The 18,849-nt window shown below is 65.9% G+C and carries 18 protein-coding genes; 17 read left to right on the plus strand and 1 reads right to left on the minus strand.

Features of this window, described 5'->3' with window-relative positions:
- Positions 1 to 65 precede the first annotated feature (65 nt).
- The 12 genes from ACTU6V_RS02205 (at position 66) to ACTU6V_RS02260 (ending at position 11,407) form a co-directional block, all read left to right on the plus strand.
- A complete protein-coding gene (locus ACTU6V_RS02205; protein ID WP_443474800.1) occupies positions 66 to 872 on the plus strand; it encodes an ABC transporter ATP-binding protein in 807 nt (268 codons plus the stop codon).
- Positions 873 to 874: 2 nt separating this feature from the next.
- The gene (locus ACTU6V_RS02210) at positions 875 to 1,729 is read left to right on the plus strand and encodes an ABC transporter permease (protein WP_443474801.1); all 855 of its coding nucleotides are present in this window, start codon (positions 875 to 877) and stop codon (positions 1,727 to 1,729) included.
- A gap of 51 nt (positions 1,730 to 1,780) precedes the next feature.
- Positions 1,781 to 2,902 (plus strand): ABC transporter substrate-binding protein, encoded by a 1,122-nt coding sequence (locus ACTU6V_RS02215; protein WP_443474802.1) that lies wholly within the window; start codon positions 1,781 to 1,783, stop codon positions 2,900 to 2,902.
- Positions 2,886 to 3,872: a phosphotriesterase family protein gene (locus ACTU6V_RS02220; protein WP_443474803.1), complete on the plus strand. Its 987-nt coding sequence runs from the start codon at positions 2,886 to 2,888 to the stop codon at positions 3,870 to 3,872. Before ACTU6V_RS02215 ends, ACTU6V_RS02220 begins: the two co-directional genes overlap by 17 nt.
- 1 nt (position 3,873) lies before the next feature.
- Positions 3,874 to 4,824 carry a phosphotriesterase family protein gene (locus ACTU6V_RS02225; protein ID WP_443474804.1) on the plus strand — a complete coding sequence of 317 codons (951 nt, stop codon included), beginning with the start codon at positions 3,874 to 3,876 and terminating at the stop codon, positions 4,822 to 4,824.
- Between the two features lies 1 nt (position 4,825).
- On the plus strand, positions 4,826 to 5,572 hold the full coding sequence (locus ACTU6V_RS02230; protein ID WP_443474805.1) for a methyltransferase domain-containing protein: 747 nt from the start codon (positions 4,826 to 4,828) through the stop codon (positions 5,570 to 5,572).
- A 21-nt stretch (positions 5,573 to 5,593) separates the two neighbouring features.
- A complete protein-coding gene (locus ACTU6V_RS02235) occupies positions 5,594 to 6,331 on the plus strand; it encodes a GntR family transcriptional regulator (protein WP_443474806.1) in 738 nt (245 codons plus the stop codon).
- A gap of 124 nt (positions 6,332 to 6,455) precedes the next feature.
- The gene (locus ACTU6V_RS02240) at positions 6,456 to 7,421 is read left to right on the plus strand and encodes a phosphotriesterase family protein (RefSeq protein WP_443474807.1); all 966 of its coding nucleotides are present in this window, start codon (positions 6,456 to 6,458) and stop codon (positions 7,419 to 7,421) included.
- A gap of 1 nt (position 7,422) precedes the next feature.
- Positions 7,423 to 8,391, plus strand: coding sequence for a phosphotriesterase family protein (locus ACTU6V_RS02245; RefSeq protein WP_443474808.1), 969 nt, complete (start codon positions 7,423 to 7,425; stop codon positions 8,389 to 8,391).
- A 4-nt stretch (positions 8,392 to 8,395) separates the two neighbouring features.
- Positions 8,396 to 9,535, plus strand: coding sequence for an FAD-dependent oxidoreductase (locus tag ACTU6V_RS02250; protein WP_443474809.1), 1,140 nt, complete (start codon positions 8,396 to 8,398; stop codon positions 9,533 to 9,535).
- A gap of 10 nt (positions 9,536 to 9,545) precedes the next feature.
- Positions 9,546 to 10,484, plus strand: a complete 939-nt coding sequence (locus tag ACTU6V_RS02255; RefSeq protein WP_443474810.1) for an alpha/beta hydrolase — start codon at positions 9,546 to 9,548, stop codon at positions 10,482 to 10,484.
- Positions 10,484 to 11,407, plus strand: a complete 924-nt coding sequence (locus ACTU6V_RS02260; protein WP_443474811.1) for an MBL fold metallo-hydrolase — start codon at positions 10,484 to 10,486, stop codon at positions 11,405 to 11,407. The genes ACTU6V_RS02255 and ACTU6V_RS02260 overlap by 1 nt, the downstream gene beginning before the upstream one ends.
- Here the strand turns inward: ACTU6V_RS02260 and ACTU6V_RS02265 are convergent.
- Entirely contained in the window at positions 11,402 to 13,108 is a 1,707-nt protein-coding gene (locus tag ACTU6V_RS02265) for a helix-turn-helix domain-containing protein (RefSeq protein ID WP_443474812.1), read from the minus strand. The two genes, ACTU6V_RS02260 and ACTU6V_RS02265, sit on opposite strands and share 6 nt — an antisense overlap.
- Positions 13,109 to 13,250: 142 nt before the next feature.
- On the opposite strand from ACTU6V_RS02265, the gene ACTU6V_RS02270 reads away from it, so the two are divergent.
- The 5 genes from ACTU6V_RS02270 to ACTU6V_RS02290 all read left to right on the plus strand — a co-directional run bounded on the left by ACTU6V_RS02270 (position 13,251) and on the right by ACTU6V_RS02290 (position 18,785).
- Entirely contained in the window at positions 13,251 to 14,540 is a 1,290-nt protein-coding gene (locus ACTU6V_RS02270) for an LLM class flavin-dependent oxidoreductase (protein WP_443474813.1), read from the plus strand.
- 14 nt (positions 14,541 to 14,554) lie between these two features.
- Positions 14,555 to 15,499, plus strand: coding sequence for an MBL fold metallo-hydrolase (locus tag ACTU6V_RS02275; protein ID WP_443474814.1), 945 nt, complete (start codon positions 14,555 to 14,557; stop codon positions 15,497 to 15,499).
- Positions 15,496 to 16,110 carry an NADPH-dependent FMN reductase gene (locus tag ACTU6V_RS02280; RefSeq protein WP_443474815.1) on the plus strand — a complete coding sequence of 205 codons (615 nt, stop codon included), beginning with the start codon at positions 15,496 to 15,498 and terminating at the stop codon, positions 16,108 to 16,110. The genes ACTU6V_RS02275 and ACTU6V_RS02280 overlap by 4 nt, the downstream gene beginning before the upstream one ends.
- A 96-nt stretch (positions 16,111 to 16,206) precedes the next feature.
- On the plus strand, positions 16,207 to 16,950 hold the full coding sequence (locus ACTU6V_RS02285; RefSeq protein ID WP_443474816.1) for a GntR family transcriptional regulator: 744 nt from the start codon (positions 16,207 to 16,209) through the stop codon (positions 16,948 to 16,950).
- 116 nt (positions 16,951 to 17,066) lie between these two features.
- Complete coding sequence (locus ACTU6V_RS02290) at positions 17,067 to 18,785, plus strand: CocE/NonD family hydrolase (RefSeq protein ID WP_443474817.1); 1,719 nt, start codon at positions 17,067 to 17,069, stop codon at positions 18,783 to 18,785.
- Positions 18,786 to 18,849 lie beyond the last annotated feature (64 nt).

Here is an 18,849-nt window from a genome sequence, read left to right on the forward strand (position 1 = left end):
CGGATAATGTAAGGAAACCGCAGAGCTCGCCATTACGGCGGGCCCCGACCATTCAGGATCGATCAATGACGATTGCAAGCCCACACGACGTGTCGCGTCCGGACTCGCCCTTCATCGAAGTGCGCGATGTCAGCCAGGTGTTCCGCACGACCTCGCGCGGCGAGGTCGCTGCCCTCAAAGACATCGACCTGACCATCCGGGAAGGCGAGTTCCTCTCCGTTCTCGGTCCGTCGGGCTGCGGCAAGAGCACGCTCATGCGAATCGTCGCAGGCCTCGTGCCCCCGACATCCGGTGAAGTCCTGCTGCAGGGCAAGCGCGTCACCAAGCCGGGCCGCGATGTCGGAGTCGTGTTCCAGCAGGCAGCGCTGTTCCCCTGGCGCACCGTCAAGAAGAATGTCCTGCTCAGCGCTGAGATGCTCGGCCTCGACAGCACCCAGGCCGAGGCGCGCGCTGAAGAGCTCCTCGAGATGGTCGGCCTCGGGCACGCCAAGAACCTCTACCCGTATGAGCTCTCCGGCGGAATGCAGCAGCGGGCCAGCATCGCCCGCGCCCTCCTGCACGACCCGGCTCTGCTCCTCATGGACGAGCCGTTCGGCGCGCTCGACGCGCTCACCCGCGAAACGATGGGCCTCGAGCTCCTGCGCATCTGGGATCAGAGCCGCAAGACCGTGATCTTCATCACGCACGACGTCGATGAGGCGCTGTTCCTCGCAGACCGCGTGCTCGTCATGGCCGCACGCCCCGGCCGCATCAACGAGCTCATCGAGGTCGACCTGCCGAGGCCCCGGGACCTCGACATGATGAGCAGCCCGGAATTCGGCGAGACCGCCAAGCACCTGCGCCACCTGCTCGGCGCTCGGACGGGAGAATGACGATGGCCACCACCGCGATCGCTGTCGGCGCAGACAAGAACGGCGGCGACAAGAAGTCCTTCGGCACGTGGCTGCGCACCCACCGTCCTGAGACGATCGGCACGCCGATCACGATCATCGCGATCGTGCTCGTCTGGTGGGCGGGAGTGAGCATCTTCGAGGTGCGCGCAGTCGTGCTTCCGAGCCCTGTCGATGTCTGGAATGCACTCGTGCAGGCGCTCGATCCCTCAAACGTCTCCAACCTTTATGAGGACATCGCCGTAACTCTGTACGAGATCATGGTCGGCTTCGCGCTGGGCTCTCTGCTCGGGTTGGTCCTCGCTCTGATCCTCGTGCAGTTCCGCATCGTCGAACGCATCGCGAAGCCCATCATCGACGCGTTCCAGTCGATGCCCAAGATCGCGATCGCCCCGCTGTTCATCATCTGGTTCGGGTTCGGGTCGATCTCGAAGATCGCACTGGTGATCGTCGTGGTCTTCTTCCCCGTGCTCGTTGCGGGGCTGGCGGGCTTCAAATCCGTCGATCAGGAACGGCTCGAGGTCATGCAGTCGTTCGGCGCATCGAAGTGGGACACTTTCCGCAAGCTCGTCCTGCCTGCATCACTTCCGTTCCTCTTCACTGGCCTCGAGATCGCGCTCGTGACGGCCATCACGGCCACGATCGTGGCGGAGTTCCTCTCCGGTACGGCTGGGCTCGGCGTGATCATCGTCCAGATGGGCCAGGTGCTGAACACCGCCGGAATCTTCGCCGTGACGATCATCCTCGGCGTCATCGGCTGGCTCCTCGTACTCATTCTCGCCTTCGTGCGTCGACGGCTGCTCTTCTGGTCGCCGGACACCCGCCGCACCGGCATCTGAACCCCCTGAACGCAACATCTGTAAACCACCCACACCATCACAGAGAGGTCGATGATGATCTTCACCCGTAAGAATGTCACTCGAGGACTCGCCGTCCTCGCCACCGCCGCTGTCTTCGTCGTCACCGGATGCTCCGCATCTGCTCCGGAGAAGACCGACGCAGGCGAGGAGGCAGGCGATGCCGCACCCGCGAAAATCACGATTGCCACACCGACCCCGGCGGGTACCCCGGCCGGCATCCCGATCTGGACCGGAGAGCTCAACGGCTACTTTGCCGACGAGAACCTCGATGTCGAAGTGATCACGTTCCCGGGACAGCCCGCGAACGCCGTCGCGACGGTGATCGCAGGCCAGGCGGATCTGGTGATCACTTCTCCCGACGCGCTGATTGTTCCGACGGCGAACCAGGGCCCACAGGGTCTCACGTGGATGTTCACTCCGTATCAGGCGCCGACCTTCGCGATCGCCGTGCTCGCGGACGGCGACATCGAGGATGCCGGCGACCTTGAAGGCGCGACCGTCGCGATGCCGTCCACCGGTGCACCGTTCGAGACCTTCCTCAAGGCGAATGTACAGGGCGAGGACGCGGATCCTGCCGGCGTTCAGATCGTCGCCGTCGCCGGCGCCGCCGCTGTCGAACAGCTGAACCAGGGCGTGGTGGACGCGATCGTCATGAACCCGAGCGACATCGCTCAGGCGACCGTCGCCTCCGGCACCGACGTCCGGATGCTCCCGCTGGCCGACGACGTCGCAGACGACTTCGGCGCAGGCTTCCTCATGCGCAGCGACGCCACCGACGAGCAGAAGGATGCTTACGCACGTTACCTGCGGGCATATCTCAAGTCGGCCATCTTCGCCAAGGCGAACCCCGACGCCGCACTCGAGATGAACTGGGAGCTGTACCCCGAATCGCGTCCCACCGGCGGGCAGGTTGCGGTCGATGCCGCCCTCGCGAGCCTGAAGGCGACCATCGACCTGTTCGTCCCCGCAGAGGACGGCCAGTGGGGCTACATCTCGCCCGAGCGCTGGGACAAGCACATCGCCGCCCTCGGACTGTCCGAGAAGATCCCGGACCCCAGCGTGCTGTTCGACAACTCGATGCTCGACACTATCGGCGACTTCGACGTCGCGGAGGTGGAGAAGGAAGCAGCGGACTATGACCCGGGGAAGTGATCCGACCGGCGCCGTACTCGTCTCCGAGTCGATCCTCGCGATCCTCCCGGGGGCGGACCTGATGCCCGAGCATCCGGTCGACCGCGCGCTCGTCTTCGAGCAGCTCTGCGCTGCGCTGACCGGGTTCCGCGAGCTCGGCGGATCGACCATCGTCGACATGGGCGGGCTGACCACCGGACGGGATGCCGAACTGCTCGAGCTGCTGACCGAGGCCACCGGCGTCGAGATCATCGCGTCGACCGGTTTCGGGCCCGCATGGACGATCGGCTCACACTTCACGAACAACGTCTCGCCGCAGGGCATGACCGCCGACCGCATCGCGGACATCTTCCGCCGCGAGCTCGAGGAGGGACTCCTCGTGCCGACGCGCGAGCGGCTGACCTCGACGGCGGGCATCGTGAGCATCACCCAGACGGCGTCCGACGATCCGGCTCTGCCGCGCACCAGGGGCAAGGATGTCATCGAGGCGGACACCGCGCGGGCTTCGGCCCGCGCGGCGCTCGCCGCGGGAGCATCCGTCGCCGTTCGCGTCGCCGATGCACCGCGCGAGGTGCTCGCTCTGCTCGCCGAGGAGGGCGTGCCCGCCGGGCGCACGATCGTGCTCGGCCTCGACCGCGCCGATCATGCGGATGCGGGCCTGCCGCTCGCGCTCGCCGCGGAGGGGTACGTCGTCGGCCTCGACCACGTCGGCTGGCCGGCGGATGCCGGATACCTCGATGCGGATCGTCGGGTCGCGCTCGTCCGCGAACTGATCGATGTGGGGCTCGGCGATCGGGTCGTCGTCTCCGGCAGCGCGATCGGCTGCGCCGTCGAGCTGCCGGCGCCGGTGTCGGGCGACTTCGGTGCTGTTCTGCGCGACTTCGCCCCCGGATTCCTGGCCGCCGGCGGCACCGAGGAGCAGCTGGGCACCATCCTGAACACGACTCCGCGGCGACTGCTGATGCGCGACGCCGCGAATGAGAGGGCATGACATGGGAGTCGTCAACACGGTCCTCGGGCAGATCCCGACCGAGCAGCTCGGCATCACGGCCGTGCACGAGCATATCAACTTCGGGCAGAACGGCTGGTACCTCGAGTCGGACTACTGGCGCCCGGTGTCGAGCATCATCGCCAAGGCCGAGGAGCAGCTGGGGGAGTACCGCGCGCACGGCGGCCGCACCTACGTCGATCTCACCGGCATCGGCAACTTCCGCAGCGTCGAGCTCTACCGGGTGATCGCCCGTGCCACGGGCATCAATTTCATCGCCTGCACCGGATTCTGGACCGGCATGGGCGCCCGCCCGTTCTTCTGGGACAAGCCGGTCGAATACCTCGCCGACCTGTTCATCAAGGAGATCACGGTCGGCATCGACGACACCGCGGCCAAGGCCGGCGTCATCAAGGTCGGCGTCAGCCACGGTGGGCTCAGCGACATGGACAAGAAGATCTACGCCGCGGCCGGCCGCGCCGCCGTCGCCACCGGAGTGCCGATCCTCACCCACCTGTCCACGGACGCGATGATCCAGCTCGACATCCTCGAGGCGCAGGGTCTCTCGCCCGACCGCGTCGTGATCGGGCATGCGGATGCCGGAGTCGACGTCGACCGCAAGCGCGATCTCGCCGTCGCTGCGCGCGGGGCATTCGTCGGCATCGACAACATCGGCTACGAGACCGAGAAGGAACCGCGGGTGCCGTGGGCGCAGGCGCGCACCGAGCGGCTCAGCCAGTTGATGGCGCTGCTGGATGCGGGCTACGCCGCGAATGTCGCGGTCTCCGCGGATGCCGATGTGCAGCCGCTCGGCTGGACTTCGCCGCCGCACTCGGTCGCCGAACTGCTCACGCGATTCGTTCCCGATCTGCGCGAAGAGGGAGTCGACGAGGACACGATCGATCAGCTGCTGGTGCGCAACCCCGCGAATCTGCTCACGATGCAGGAGGTGTGAGGTGGCTGAGAAGTGGGGTGGAGGAAACCCGTTCGCGCTCGTCCAGGACTGGGACGTCGAGCGGATGGGCGAGGGGATCAAGGATCCCGATCAGCGCCGCAACTGGGAGATGGTCATGCGTCTTGCTGGGGGGCTACCCTATATCTGGCAGGAGCTCGCGCGGCCGATCTCCGAGGTCGCATACGGGCTGCTCGAACTTCGTCGCGGTGATCGGGTGCTCCTCATCGCCGAGGGGGCGGGCCCCGCCGGCTGGGAGGACGACATCCGCGCGCTCGTCGGGTCCGAGGGTGGCGTGGACACGGTCGAGATCATCCGGGACGGGCGCGAGGCAGTGCACAGTCGCAAGGTCGGCCGTGACGGACAGTTCGGCACGTGGAAGTGGAACTACACCGACGGCACCCCCGACGAGCACTATGACGCCGTGGCCGTGCTGCAGGCCACGCAGCACTCGGATGACTGGCCGGAGACGGCGGGGGAGCTGCTGCGCGTGCTCAAGCCGGGGCGCCGTATCGTGCTCGCCGAAGCGGTGATGGCAGGGGACACGTTCTTCAGCAGAGTGAACAGTGACGTGCATCTGCGGTCATGGTTCGACAAACTGTTTGAACACCTCGATCCTGCGGTCATTCCGTACTGGACGCGGGAGCAGATCCGCGAGTCGTTCGGCGACCGGGTCGACAGCCCGCAGTCGCTGGAATGGCGCGGCATCGAGATGTTCTGGGGTCGGAAGCCTTCCGCCGCAGATCGATGAGTGAGAGGGCACGTGCGGAGCATGTCGCAGATCGATCGTCGCAGCGGCATTCCGCTCTACCTGCAGATCAAGCACATCCTCGCCGACGAGATCGCCGAGAACCCCGCCCAGGCGCGAGGGATGACCGAGCAGCAGCTGACCCAGCGTTTCCGGGTCAGCCGGGCGACCGTCCGGCAGGCGCTGCAGGAGATGGTGACTGCGGGCCTCATCTACCGGGAGAGGTCGAAGGGGACGTTTCCGGTGGAGCGGGTGAACATCGACCGGCCGGCGACGCTGCAGGTCGGTGGGCTCGTCGGATACCTGCAGGACCAGGGCCTTCATCCGACCTCCGAGGTCAGCGACGTGCATCGAGATGTGCCGAGCGAGGAAGTGGGCGCAGCGCTGGCGCTCGAACCCGGCGAGCGGGTGCTGAGCTTTCGGCGAAGGATCATGGCGAAGGGCGGCCCGCTTTCGCTGGCGAGGGTGTACTTGCGCAGCCCGGACGACTTCGCGCCGACCGTCGAAGAGCTGGAGGCTGCCGGATCTGCGATCGCGCTGCTGGAGGAGCGGCACGGGATCGTCGTCACGCGCAGCGAGCATCATGTGTGGGCGACGGGGGCATCTCCCGAGGAGAGCGCGGCCCTGGACATCGAGCCCGGTTCGCCGATTCTGGCGCTCGAGACGCGGCTCATGACGCGGGAGGGACATCCTGTCGTCTGGCGGCGGATCTCGGACCGCTCCGACCTGATCAAGCACACCTTCGTCTCGAACGTCGTGTAGCCCGAGGTTCTGCTGTCGCACCGGAAGGTCGCTTGGCAACATGTAAAGTGAATGGGATGATGGTCGTCATCCCCCGAACGCGCCACCGCGCATATCGGGTGAGGACTCAATGGAGAGGAATCCTGTGAGCACATCCGTCAACACCGTGCTCGGCCCGATCGAGGCCGAGGCCCTGGGCGTCGTGGCGATTCACGAGGCGCTGCTCTCGGTCGTTCCCGGCGCGCAGTACGCGTACGACATCGACATCGATCGTGCCGAGATCTTCGAGATCCTGAGGGACAAGCTCGAGGCGTTCAAAGCAGCCGGCGGCGGCACCGTCGTCGACCGCACCGGAATGTTCCACGGCCGCGACCTGCCGCTGTACGAGGCACTGGCCCGCACGACGGGCGTGCACATCGTGGCATCCACCGGCATGGGGCCTGAGGAGAACCTCGGCGGCTACTTCCTCACCCCGCAGACGAACCCGCCGACGCCCTGGCCCGCCGAGCGCTTCGCCGAGCTTTTCGGCGCCGAGGCGACCGAGGGCATGGTGCTGCCGCGCGTCGAGCGTCGTGCCGCCGCCGGTCTCATCGTCACCACGCAGACCACCGCGGGCGCCACCCCGACCGATGACAGCCTGCTGCAGGGCGCGGCTCGCGCCGCCCGCCAGTCCGGCGTTCCGCTGTCGTTCTCGGCGCCAGCTGACATGCTCGGCGCCCTCGAGCTCGCGCTCGCCGAAGGCCTCTCCGCCGATCGCGTCGTCGTCGCGGGCCTCGACCGCACCGGTGCCGCAGACATCGTTCGAGCGGTCGTCGGGCGCGGTGCGAACGTCGCGATCGACCACGTCGGGCGGTCGGATGCAGACCTCCTGAGCGACGACGAGCGCGCAGCCCTGGTGGCCGAGCTCGTCGAGGCCGGCCACGGCTCCCGCATCCTGCTCTCGGCCGGCGCCACAGGCGTCGCCAAGGGCCACCCCGAGACCGCGGTCGCCTACGACGCCGTGCTCACCGGATTCGCCCCGAAGCTGGCCGCGCTCGGCCTCGACGAGGAGACCATCCGCGGCATCCTCGTCACCAACCCTGCAAACCTGCTCGCCGTGAAGGAGGCCTGACATGACCCGTGTGAACACCGTCACCGGACCCATCGCCGTGGAGCAGCTCGGCTTCACCTCGATCCACGAGCACATCGGCTACGGTATGCCGGGCAGCGAGCTCGACACCCGTTGGTGGAAGACCCCGGAGCAGCGCTACGAGGAGACGATCCCGAAGCTGCGGAAGTTCGCCGAGTACGGCGGGCAGACCTTCGTGGACGCCACCGGCATCTGCAACGGCCGCGACATCGACTACTACCAGTCGATCTCCGAGAAGACCGGCATCAGCATCATCGCCGCCACCGGCTTCGTCGGCGGCGACACCGCGCTCAAGCACTTCGCCGAGGCGAGCGTCGAGTACCTCGCCGAGCAGTTCATCCACGAGCTGACCGTCGGCATCGGCCGCACGGGCGGCAAGGCAGGCATCATCAAGGTCGGCGTCAGCCGCGGATTCAAGATGCTGCCGCTCGACCTGCGCATCTACCGCGCAGCCGCCCGCGCCTCGCTCGCGACCGGTGCACCGATCATCACGCACCTCGCCGTCGACGCGCAGTCGGCGATCGACGTGTTCAACGAGGAGGGCCTGCCCCTCACCCGTGTGCTCTTCGGTCACGCCGACGACGGCGTCAGCCAGGGCAAGGTCGATGAGGAGGGCATCGTCAGCGCCGGCGGACGCATCGGCTTCGACACCTTCGGCTACGACCTCGAGCTCCCCGACCCGCCATTCTGGGGTCGCCACCGCGACGAGCGCTTCCAGCACCTCATGCGGTACCTGCGCTCAGGTCGGATCGACAAAGTGCTCGTCGCCGCCGACGCCAACTGCAGCCCGCTGGGCTGGCCGGGCGTCAAGGGCCACACGATCAACTACCTGTTCGAGCAGCTGATCCCTGATCTCAAGACCGACGGCGTGGATGATGCCACGATCGATCAGCTCTTCGTCGGAAACGTCGCCGACTTCTTCTCGACCACCACCCCCCTCGAAGGCGAGTGAACGCATGGATCTCAACGGACTGGACGTCGCCATCATCGGTGCCGGGTACGCAGGAGCATCGACCGCCAAGGCACTGAGCCTGCGTGGAGCGAACGTCACCGTCTACGAGCAGGCTCGTCAGTCGGGCGAGGTCGGCGCAGGCATCGGCCTCCGCCCCTCGTCGATGGCGGCCTTCCGCGAGTGGGGCGCATTCGACGCGATCGCCGCGGTGAGCACGACCAGCAACGGCATCCGCATCCTCACCCCTCAGGACGAGCTCGTGCACGCCGAGGAATGGCCCGAGAAGGAGCTGTTCGGCACGACGACCCACCTCATCCACCGTCGCGACTTCATCGACGCCCTCATGTCGGTGCTCCCTGCGGGCATGGTCAGGTTCGGCCACCGAATGGAGTCGATCGTCGACAACGGCGACACCGCCACCGTGAACTTCGAGAACGGCGAGAGCGCGACCGCCGACCTGGTGATCGGCGCAGACGGGATCAGCTCGCGTGTGCGCAACACGATGTTCAGTCAGAATGGCCCGGTGTTCGCACACGAGCACGCCTACCGTGCGGTGTTCGACATGGCTCTCGTTCCAGGTGTGTTCGACGAAGACGATGACTTCCGCGTCTATTTCGACGCGCCCACCAACCGCCACCTCTACCTGCTGCCGCTGCGTCACCGCGGCCAGGTGTCGTTCGACATCACGGTGCCGTCCGACGATGAGACTTGGTCCCCTGCGGTCACCCGCGACATCATCGTCTCGTCACTGCAAGGCTTTGACCCCCGTTTCGAAGACGTCACACGCACGATCGACATCGATACGATCAACTGCCGCTCGGCCTACGACATCGACCCGGTCGACACCTGGCACAGCGATTCGGTCGTGCTCGTCGGCGACGCCGCGCACGCCATGCTCCACCACCAGGGCCAGGGCGCGAACTCCGCCATCCTGGATGCGAAGGGATTGGCGGACGCTCTGGCTGCGGCCCCTTCGGTGCGGGAAGGCCTCGCCGCCTTCCAAGCCGCCCGCAAGCCCATCACCGACGGATATCAGCGGGTCTCCCGCAGCGGCTGGGACCCGGAGGCGCTCGATGACGGCTTCCCCGGACAGCATTCTGACTCCGGGCACGCCGATGCCGAGCCCGAGACCACCGGCCGCTGAGGAGACATACATGCCCCTGCACCCTGAGATCGCCCGCATTCTGGCATCCTTCCCGCACGAAGAGCCGGGTCCTCTCGATCCCGCCGCCATGCGTGCGGGGGAGGAGGCGCAGGTTCCCGCGCACCGAGACCGTCACCCCGTCGCGTATGTCTCGGAGCAGTTCGTCTCGACGAATGGCGGCGACGTCCCGGTTCGCGTCTACGCCGAATCGGATGCTCCGACCGGCGCCATCGTGTACATCCACGGCGGCGCGTACTTCCTCGGCAGCCTGGACACGCACGATCACGTCGCACGGCAGCTGGCGACGGCAACCGGACTGCGCGTGTTCTCGGTGGGCTACCGCCGGGCACCGGAGCATCCGTTCCCCGCCGCGATCAATGACGTGACCGGCGTCGTCGAGTGGCTTCTTGAGGAGGGCGGAGCAGTGGGCTGGGACGGCACGACTCTCGCGTTGATCGGCGACAGCTCGGGCGGTACGGTGGCCACCGTCGTGGCATCCGCGCTGCACGATCGCGGCATCGACCGCATCACGCATCAGGTGCTCTACTACCCGTCGGTGGACCTCGATCTCGATCCCGAGCGTTACCCGTCGATGGTCGAGAACGCCACAGGATACGGCTTGGAGACCGCCGGAATCGCGCCGTTCAACGCGTTCTACTTCGAGACCGGGGCCGACCCGCTCGACCACCGCGTCTCGCCGATCAAGCGTGAGGATCTCTCTGGCCTGCCACCGGCCCTCATCCTGACAGGCGAGTTCGACCCGATGCGCGACGAAGGCGAGCTGTACGGCCGGCTGCTGAAGGATGCCGGAGTGCCGACCGTCGTGCACCGTTACGAGGGTGCCGGGCACGGCTTCGTGCAGCACTTCTCGTGGCTGCCCGAGTACGGCGCGGCGTTCACAGAGACCGCGAGCTTCCTGAAGGACGACGCGTTCCGGAGGGGCGCCTGATGGTCGACATCCACCCGCTCGTCGCTCCGTGGGGCCGCTTCGGCCTGCGCAGCTTCTTCATCGACGCACCCGAACCCGCCATCATCGACACGGGCGTGACCGAATCTCCTGAAGGGATGCGCGCCGGACTCGACGCCATCGGACGCCGCATCGAAGATGTGCGCTGGATCCTGCTCACGCACGGCCACATCGATCACGTCGGCGGTGCCCACGCACTGTGGGAGCTCACGGGGCGCAAGGCCGAGGTCGTGATCCACCGCGATGACGCGCCGATGCTGCGCTCGCGCGAGGCACATGTCGAGGAGTGGCGCGAGGGGCGCGGGCAGTGGCTGACCGACCCCGAGGGCGAGGCCAATGAAGAGGCGCTGCTGCGTGCGGCGATCAGCGGCGAGATGGAGCCGACTCTGGCGCTCGACGGTGGAGAGGTGCTCGATCTCGGTGGTGGCGTACGCGTCACTGTGCGTTCGATTCCTGGTCACACCGCGGGGGCCGTCGCCTACGTCGTGGACGAGACCCGTGATGTGTTCGTCGGAGACGCTGTGCAGGGCTATGGTGCCGCGAGCGGATTCCCCGGTTACGAGGATCCCGACCGGTATCGCGCGAGCCTGGAGTTCCTGCGTGATTCCGTGAAGCCCGAGCGACTGTACCTCGGGCATCCGTACCGCCGGGCGGATGGCTCGCCGTTCCCTGAGGTCCTGGGTGCCGCGGACGCCCTCGAGGCGATCCAGGGCAGCCTCGATAACGAGGCCCGCATTCGTTCGGCCGTGCTGCCCTACGTTTCGAACGGGCTGGTGTCCACCGATTCGCCGTACTCACCGTTCCAGCCGGTCGCCGAACAGCTCGGCTACACGGGCGACCCGACGCTCGAACCCGCGCCGTTCTTCACCACCATGAACGCGTACGTCACGCAGGCGCGTTCATAGCAGCTGCAGAGTGAGGGTGGCGATCCTCGCCTGCAGCAGGTCGTCAGGATTCCTGAGGTCAAGACGGCAGAGCTCTTCGAGCTGTCGGAGTCGGTACTTCACCGTGTTGACATGAACGAACAGCTGCTCCGCAGTGGCGGCGACGCTGCATGCTGAATCCAGGTACGTCGTGATTGTCTCGATGAGGGAAGCGGAGCGCTTTCGATCGTGGGTGATCGCTGCCCCGAGCACCCGGTGCGCATTGGCGGTGAGCTCATCAGGGTTGCGCGTATCGACGAAGAACGCGAGAAGTCCGAGATCGTCCCGAACGAGCGTGAGATCGATGCGCCCGAGCCGACGCGCCAGCTCGAGGCACAGCTCCGCTCCGCGATGAGACTCAGCGAAGTCCGCGATTTCAGCGGTGGGCATCCCGACACCGACGGTCAAGGAGGCTTCCAGCCCGAGGCTCTGACGCATGGCCTCGACTCGGACGCTGAACGGTGGACTCGTATCCGCCGGGACGAGTGCGGTGATCGTTGCACCGGTTCCGGAGACGATCGAGCCCGGGATCTGCGCCAGTTCACGTGCGATTCGTGGGCGGGACGAGGCATGCCCGCCGATTACGCGAGTGATCGACACTCGATAGCTGTGTTCGACGTCGACCCCATGCCGGAGCGCACGAGCATCGGCCTGGGGGTCTTGGTCAAGCCGTCCTTGTACCAGATCGGAGAGGAAGTCCGCCCTCAGCCGGTCTTCAGTGGCCTGAACGACGCGCTCCTTCACCGCCTCGAGAGCGAGTACGGTCGCCGCATGCTCGACAGCCCGCTGCCGGACATCATCGTGCTCTTCGGCAGTGCCGCTGGTTCGGACATGGCCCAGCAGCTCCCCGGGGATTCTGATCTCGGCGATGATCTCGGGTCCCGTCGGCTTCGCATCGGCCATGAATGCATCCGGATGTGAGGCGGATATCACCTGGCCATCCGGCGCGGTGAGGGCAACCGGGCTGTCGATGAGCGCCGACAGCGTGCGCGCGATCTCGGTGACTCCGTTGCCGGTGAGAGCGGCCTTCGTCAGCTGCTGGTGGATCTCATTCGCGCGCTCGAGAGACCACTGCTGTCTTTCGAGCGCGGAGTTCGCCGTCTGCAGCTCTGAGATGGTTGCCCGCCGAGCATCCATCAACAGGCTCACCTGCAGTGCGACGGCCGCCTGTGCAGCCAGGGTTTCGATCGATGCCAGTTCATCGGCTGCGAAGTCGCGTTGGCCCGATGAATAGCCGTTGAGTACGCCGATGACCTCGCCGGCGACGATAAGAGGCACGGAGGCCATCGAGCGATAGCCGAATCGCTGGGCGAGCTCTCGCCAGGGGGCGAAGTCTTCGGCGGTGCGCACGTCGGTGTTGACGATCGTCCGGCGCTGCTCGGCCGCCTGCCTAGTGGGTGAATCTCGCTGCTGTTCACCCACCGAAACGAGGAAGAGCTCATTGAGCCGGTCGATGTATTCAGGTGGGAAACCGTGCCCCCCGGCGAAGCGGAACGAACTCCACGATGCGTCCGGTATCAGTACGCCGCAGAAACGTAACTCTGCGAGTCTGCAGATGGTTCGGCAGACGAGGTCAACGGTCTGCTCCACGGGTGCTCCGCTGACCAGACTGTCGCTGAGGTCGGAGAGCAGTGCGAGCCCCGCGACCTCCCTGCGTCGACGAGTCTCTGATGGATCTTGCATCGAATCAGACTATCCACTGATTGTCGATCACGACAGTCTCTGAGGCAGATCATGTCGCTGTAGACATTGGGTTTGCGGCTCGACGCTGACAGGCTGAAGGCCAATTCACTGACCGCACCGCACTCACTGGAAGGCGTCGACGATGATCAAGCCGATTCTGCAGCTCTACCCCGTAATCCCCGCGGAGTCCGAGGAGGAGCGCGCCGCGCTGCGACCGATCGGACGCAACGTCGAGCGATACCACGAGGTCGTCCATGGACTCACCGAGTTGGTGAAGACGGCGGAACGGCTCGGTTTCTGGGGTGTCTCGACCATTGAGCATCACTTCCACTCGGAGGGCTATGAAGTCGGTCCGAGCCCGAGCGTGCTGAACGCCTACTGGGCGGCGATCGTCAAGGACATCCGTGTCGGGCAGATCGGTTACACGATGACGACGCAGAACCCTCTCCGGGTCGCTGAGGACACCGCGGTTCTCGATCATCTCACTCGGGGGAAGTCATTCGTCGGATTCTCCCGCGGCTACCAGCGTCGCTGGACGAACGTGCTGGGTCAGCACTACGGCGCCCGCTCGACGTCTTCGCCGCAGGATCGTGACTCCGATTACAACGCAGGCCTCGCGGCTCAGTCTCTGGAGCAGCAGATCGAGGACGATCGCCTGAACCGCGAGGTCTTCGAAGAACATGTCGATCTCGTACTCCGCGCCTGGACCGAAGAGAGCATCTCGCACCACTCGCCCCGCTGGCAGATCCCTGCAGGACCCGAGGGCATGCAGGGCTGGGAGATGGCCGATGCCACACGCCGACTCGGCGCACACGGCGAGATGGGTGAGAACGGGAACCTGCAACGGATCAGTGTGACTCCGGCGCCGTACACGAGCCCCCACCCGCCGGTGTTCGTCGCCGCGGCTGGAAGCCAGGAGACGATCGAGTTCGCCGGTTCTCGGGGCTTCATCCCCTCGTACTTCACTCCGTCCGGCAAGGCGGCAGCATACGCGCAGAAGTATGTCGAGGAAGGCGCGAAGGCAGGTCGGGACTACCGTTTCGGCGAGAACCAGAACATGGTCCGCTGGCTGCAGATCGGCGACACCAACGCGCAGGCTCATGAGATGCTCCGCGACTACGATCTCGAGCTCTACCGCAACCTGTACTACCCGCTCTCGCCGTACGGGCGTATGGACAAGGACAACCCGACGCAGTCGCTGATCGACTCGGGCCTGTACCTGGCAGGCACCCTGGACGAGGTCCGTGATCAATTCATCAAGCAGTGGACGCAGCTGCCGGCCGAGTACGTGACGATCGTCTCGCACTACGGGCAGCAGCCTCTCGAGAGTGCCATCCGCAACCTCGAGCAGTTCGCTGAGCACATCCTGCCTGTGCTGAACGAGATGACCGACGAAGCGCAGGTCGGCGACCCTGCTGCTGCGGCAGTGTGAACCTGGGAGTGAGAATGTCGAACCCTGTGAAGGTCCATCCCATCGTCTCCCCCTGGGGGCGGTTCGGGTTGTACAGCTTCTTCATCGATGCCCCGGAGCCGGCGATCATCGACACCGGGATCGCAGTATCTCCCCGTGACGGCATCGCGCCAGCGCTTGAGGATCTCGGGCGCAATCTCGAGGATGTCCGATGGATCCTGGTCACACATGGTCACCCCGACCATGTCGGCGGCGCAGTGGCCGCATGGGAGACGACAGGACGTCGCGCTCAGGTTGCGATCCACGAAGCCGACGCCGGGCTGCTGCGGCGTCGATCAGCTCACGTCGACAGCTATGTGCAGACGCGCGAGCGCTATCTGAACGACCCGGACGGGGTCGCGAAGCAGCAGGCGATGGCGGCAGAGGTGATCTCGGGAGAGATGGAGCCGTCGATTGAGCTGCACGGAGGCGAGACGCTCTCGCTGGGAGGCGACGTCACCATCTCGGTTCATCACACGCCGGGTCACACACCCGGATCGGTGACCTACGTCCTCGACCAGCAGAACGCCGCGTTCGTCGGTGATGCCGTGCAGGTGAACGGCGCCGCGAACGGGTTCCCGGGCTATGAAGACCCCACCGCTTATCGGCGCAGTCTGCAGTATCTCCACGACGAGGTTCAGCCGGCACGGGTCTACCTCGGCCACCATTTCCGCAATCCCGTCGGACACCCGTATGGCATCGAGCTCCATGGCGCCGATGGTCTGGGCGCGATCCGCACCAGTCTCGATGTCGAGGAGCGAATCGCGGATCGCGCTCGTGCACAGTTCCAGCGCGGGCTGTCACGCGAGGACAGCGCCTACGATCCATTCGCCCTGGTCGCCGCCGACATGGCGTACGCGGCCGACCCCACACTGGAACCGTCCCCCTTCTTCACCACTCTGAACGGTTATCGCAACGAATTCGAAAGGGCCGCATCATGACTCGTCCTCTGCACATCGTCGGACTCGGTGGAACGACCCGATCGGGATCGTCCAGCGAGCAGACTCTGCGCATCGCACTTGGACACGCGGAGCTCGCCGGGGCCACCACGCGCCTTTTCGGGGGGACCGAACTCGCGCAGCTGCCGATGTACTCGCCCGATGCCGCAGCATCCGATTCGATCGCTGACGATCTCGTCGCGGAACTGCGCCGCGCGGACGGTGTGATCGTCGCATCGCCGGGCTACCACGGTTCGATCTCAGGACTGGTCAAGAACGCGCTCGATCACATCGAGGATCTGCGCGACGATGAGCGCCCGTATCTCGCCGATCGCTCGGTGGGCCTCATCGTCACCGCCTATGGGTGGCAGGCGGCAGTCACAACGCTCGCGGGGCTGCGCGTGGTCGTCCATGCGCTCCGCGGATGGGTGACGCCGTACGGTGCCACCATCAATACAACCCACACCACGTTCGCGGATGGCCGTTGCGATGATCACAACGTTGATCGCCAACTCCGGAAGGTCGCCGAGGAGACGATGCGGTTCGCCCAGCTCATGGCCGCCGGCCGTGAGGCAGAGGCACTGTCTTCGGAAGGTGTTCTCGCGGGAGCCTGAATCGCGGTTGGCAGCACATTCGCCGTCAGCCGGTTTCCGGCAGGATGGATGGAGCGAGTTGCGGGTCGGGCTCACGCGATTGAATCGGAGGCGCACATGGTCGCGCAGGAGTTGGATCTCACCTCGGGCATCCCTATGTACCGTCAGATCAAGGACATTCTCCGGGCTGAGATCGTCGACGGCGCAGCCGACGCCGATAATCCGATGACCGAAGCGCAGCTGCTGGAACGATTCGATGTCAGTCGTGCGCCGATTCGCCAAGCGCTGAAGGAACTGACTCTCGAAGGATACGTCTACCGGCGCCAGGGGAGGGGGACGTTCCCCGTCGCAGGCGCGCGGATCGAGCGGCCGGTGGATACGCGCCCCGGAGATCTTCATCGCTACTTACTGGAGCGAGGGCTCGAACCGCGTTCCAGTGTTGCGGGGCTTACGTATGCCGTCCCACCCGTGGAGGTGGGACAGCGCTTGAGCGCACAGCCCGGGGAACGCCTTCTGCGCTTTACGCGCCTGATCACCGTCGAAGGCAAGCCGTTCGCGAGTAACCTGCTGTACTTCCGGGTTCCCGACGAATTCAGTCCGACCAGAACGGACCTCGATGACGGCGGATCCATGCTCGCGATCCTTGATCGGCGGTACGGGTTGGTTGTCGAGCGGTCGGAACATGATGCTCGGGCGATCGCTGCGAACGCGGAGCAGGCCGCAAGCCTCGACGTCCGACTGGGAAGCCCGCTTCTGGCAGTCGAAACGGTCTTCTTCGCGACGGGAGGCTTGCCGATCGGCTGGCGTCAGGCTGTGCATCGCGCCGAGGAGTTCGCGTTCCGTTTCGTCACCACGCCGTGAGCATCCGGGATGGTCCGATCTTTCGCTCACGCTTCTTGAGTTTAGTAGTTTATTATGCCAAACTTTAGTCGGAATGTGATGCTCGCTGACGAGCAGACCCTAAGACGAGGACGAAGATGCACGAAACGCGAACAATCCAGGCGGGAGGCCGCTCCTTCGGCGTCCACAAGGACCTGCGCGTCCCGATGCGCGACGGCGTAGGTCTCGTCGCTGACGCGTACGGCGCCTCTGCTGATGAGCCTCGCCCGGCACTGGTGGCGCTGAGCCCCTACGGCAAGGAGCTGCAGGCGCTCGCGCTGACGATGCCGCCGCAGCGCAGGCCCTCGCCGATGTGGGACGGCTGCATCGAGGCCGGCGACATCGCACGCGTCATCGACGAGGGCTACGTGCACGTCATCGGTGACCTGCGCGGCTCGGGCGGATCCGAGGGCGAGCACATCGGCAATTACAACGCCGGCGGCGTCTCGCTCGGCGAGGACGCCTACGACTTCATCGAGTGGGTCGCAGAGCAGCCCTGGTGCGACGGCCGGGTCGGCATGATCGGCATCTCGTACTTCGGATCGATGCAGCTGCTCGCCGCTGCCGAGCGCCCCCCGCACCTGAAGGCCCTGTTCATCTCGGGCGGCCACTACGACTTCTACGAGACCACGTATCACGGCGGCATCATGTGGTTCATGCCGCGCGCCGCTCGCGAGGGACGAGGCGGTGACAGCGGCTGGGCGTTCACCGATCGGGTCAAGAGCCGGATGCTGGAGACGCTGTCCGATGAAGACGTGAAGGCCCGCGTCGCCGAGCGGCTGGCGGACCCGGATGTGCAGGCGTGGCCGAACCTCGTGCACACGCTGCACTACCCGACCAATCACGAAGCCTGGTTCGACATCATCACGAACGAGCTCGACGGCGAATGGTACGAGGAGCGCAACCCCGTGAACCTCGCCTCGCAGGTCGAGGTGCCGGTGTGGCTGCAGATCGATCAGGGCCGCGGCTGGACTCTCGACGGCACGATCGAGGCCTACAACCAGCTGGGCGGGCCGAAGAAGCTGACGATCGGGTCGTACCCCCCGATGCAGTCCCGGCCGTGGGTCGAAGAGCACGACAAGATGTTCCGCTGGTACGACTACTGGATCAAGGGCATCGACAACGGCGTGATGGACGAGGCGCCGGTGAGTGTGTTCGTCGAGGGCACGCGCGAGTACGCGACCGGCGACCAGTTCCCCCCGAAGCCCGTTTCGCATCGCCCACTGTACCTGCGCACGCGGGGCCGGTTGTCGACGGAGCCCGAGACGATGGATGCCACGGCTGCCGCCCCCGACGGCTTCTATCAGGCGCCGCTCACCGTTACCGACAAGGTCGAGGTGCTGCGCTGGGCGACTCCGGTGTTCGAAGAGCCGACGGAGATGATCGGAACGGGTGCCGCGCATCTGTTCGTCGAGATCGATCAGCCCGACACGAACCTCATCATACGGTTCTGGGATGAGGCGCCCGGTGGCAAGCGCCAGTTGCTGACCTCGGCGTATCTGAAGGCATCGCACCGCGAGCTGGATCCTTCACGGACTTCGGAGGGAAATCCGATCCACCCGCACACGCGCGCGGTGCCGGTCGAGCCGGGTGCGATCGAGGAGTACGTGCTGCGGATCTACCCGTTCGCGGCCACGCTGCTGCCCGGTCACCGCTTCATCGCCGAGCTATCGAACGATGAGCCGCTGGCTGACGAGCACAACTCGCTGCTGCCGCCCGACGCATTCCACCTGCCTGTCGGCCGACCCGTGATGCACAAGGTCTACCGCGACGCGGAGCATCCGTCCCGCCTCGTGCTGCCCTTCACGACCGCGTAGCTCGTGGAGCTTGCATGGTCACGCAGCAGGCGATCGATGTGATGCGATACGAGAAGAGTTTCAC

This window comes from Microbacterium zouquanmingi (assembly GCF_052266675.1).
Classification (GTDB): domain Bacteria; phylum Actinomycetota; class Actinomycetes; order Actinomycetales; family Microbacteriaceae; genus Microbacterium.

Coding starts and splice junctions, on each gene's coding strand:
- ACTU6V_RS02265 (WP_443474812.1), bottom strand. CDS start 13,108: ATGCAAGATCCATCAGAGACTCGTCGACGCAGGGAGGTCGCGGGGCTC.
- ACTU6V_RS02290 (WP_443474817.1), top strand. CDS start 17,067: ATGCACGAAACGCGAACAATCCAGGCGGGAGGCCGCTCCTTCGGCGTC.
- ACTU6V_RS02280 (WP_443474815.1), top strand. CDS start 15,496: ATGACTCGTCCTCTGCACATCGTCGGACTCGGTGGAACGACCCGATCG.
- ACTU6V_RS02215 (WP_443474802.1), top strand. CDS start 1,781: ATGATGATCTTCACCCGTAAGAATGTCACTCGAGGACTCGCCGTCCTC.
- ACTU6V_RS02205 (WP_443474800.1), top strand. CDS start 66: ATGACGATTGCAAGCCCACACGACGTGTCGCGTCCGGACTCGCCCTTC.
- ACTU6V_RS02250 (WP_443474809.1), top strand. CDS start 8,396: ATGGATCTCAACGGACTGGACGTCGCCATCATCGGTGCCGGGTACGCA.
- ACTU6V_RS02270 (WP_443474813.1), top strand. CDS start 13,251: ATGATCAAGCCGATTCTGCAGCTCTACCCCGTAATCCCCGCGGAGTCC.
- ACTU6V_RS02225 (WP_443474804.1), top strand. CDS start 3,874: ATGGGAGTCGTCAACACGGTCCTCGGGCAGATCCCGACCGAGCAGCTC.
- ACTU6V_RS02275 (WP_443474814.1), top strand. CDS start 14,555: ATGTCGAACCCTGTGAAGGTCCATCCCATCGTCTCCCCCTGGGGGCGG.
- ACTU6V_RS02235 (WP_443474806.1), top strand. CDS start 5,594: ATGTCGCAGATCGATCGTCGCAGCGGCATTCCGCTCTACCTGCAGATC.
- ACTU6V_RS02260 (WP_443474811.1), top strand. CDS start 10,484: ATGGTCGACATCCACCCGCTCGTCGCTCCGTGGGGCCGCTTCGGCCTG.
- ACTU6V_RS02285 (WP_443474816.1), top strand. CDS start 16,207: ATGGTCGCGCAGGAGTTGGATCTCACCTCGGGCATCCCTATGTACCGT.
- ACTU6V_RS02255 (WP_443474810.1), top strand. CDS start 9,546: ATGCCCCTGCACCCTGAGATCGCCCGCATTCTGGCATCCTTCCCGCAC.
- ACTU6V_RS02210 (WP_443474801.1), top strand. CDS start 875: ATGGCCACCACCGCGATCGCTGTCGGCGCAGACAAGAACGGCGGCGAC.
- ACTU6V_RS02220 (WP_443474803.1), top strand. CDS start 2,886: ATGACCCGGGGAAGTGATCCGACCGGCGCCGTACTCGTCTCCGAGTCG.
- ACTU6V_RS02245 (WP_443474808.1), top strand. CDS start 7,423: ATGACCCGTGTGAACACCGTCACCGGACCCATCGCCGTGGAGCAGCTC.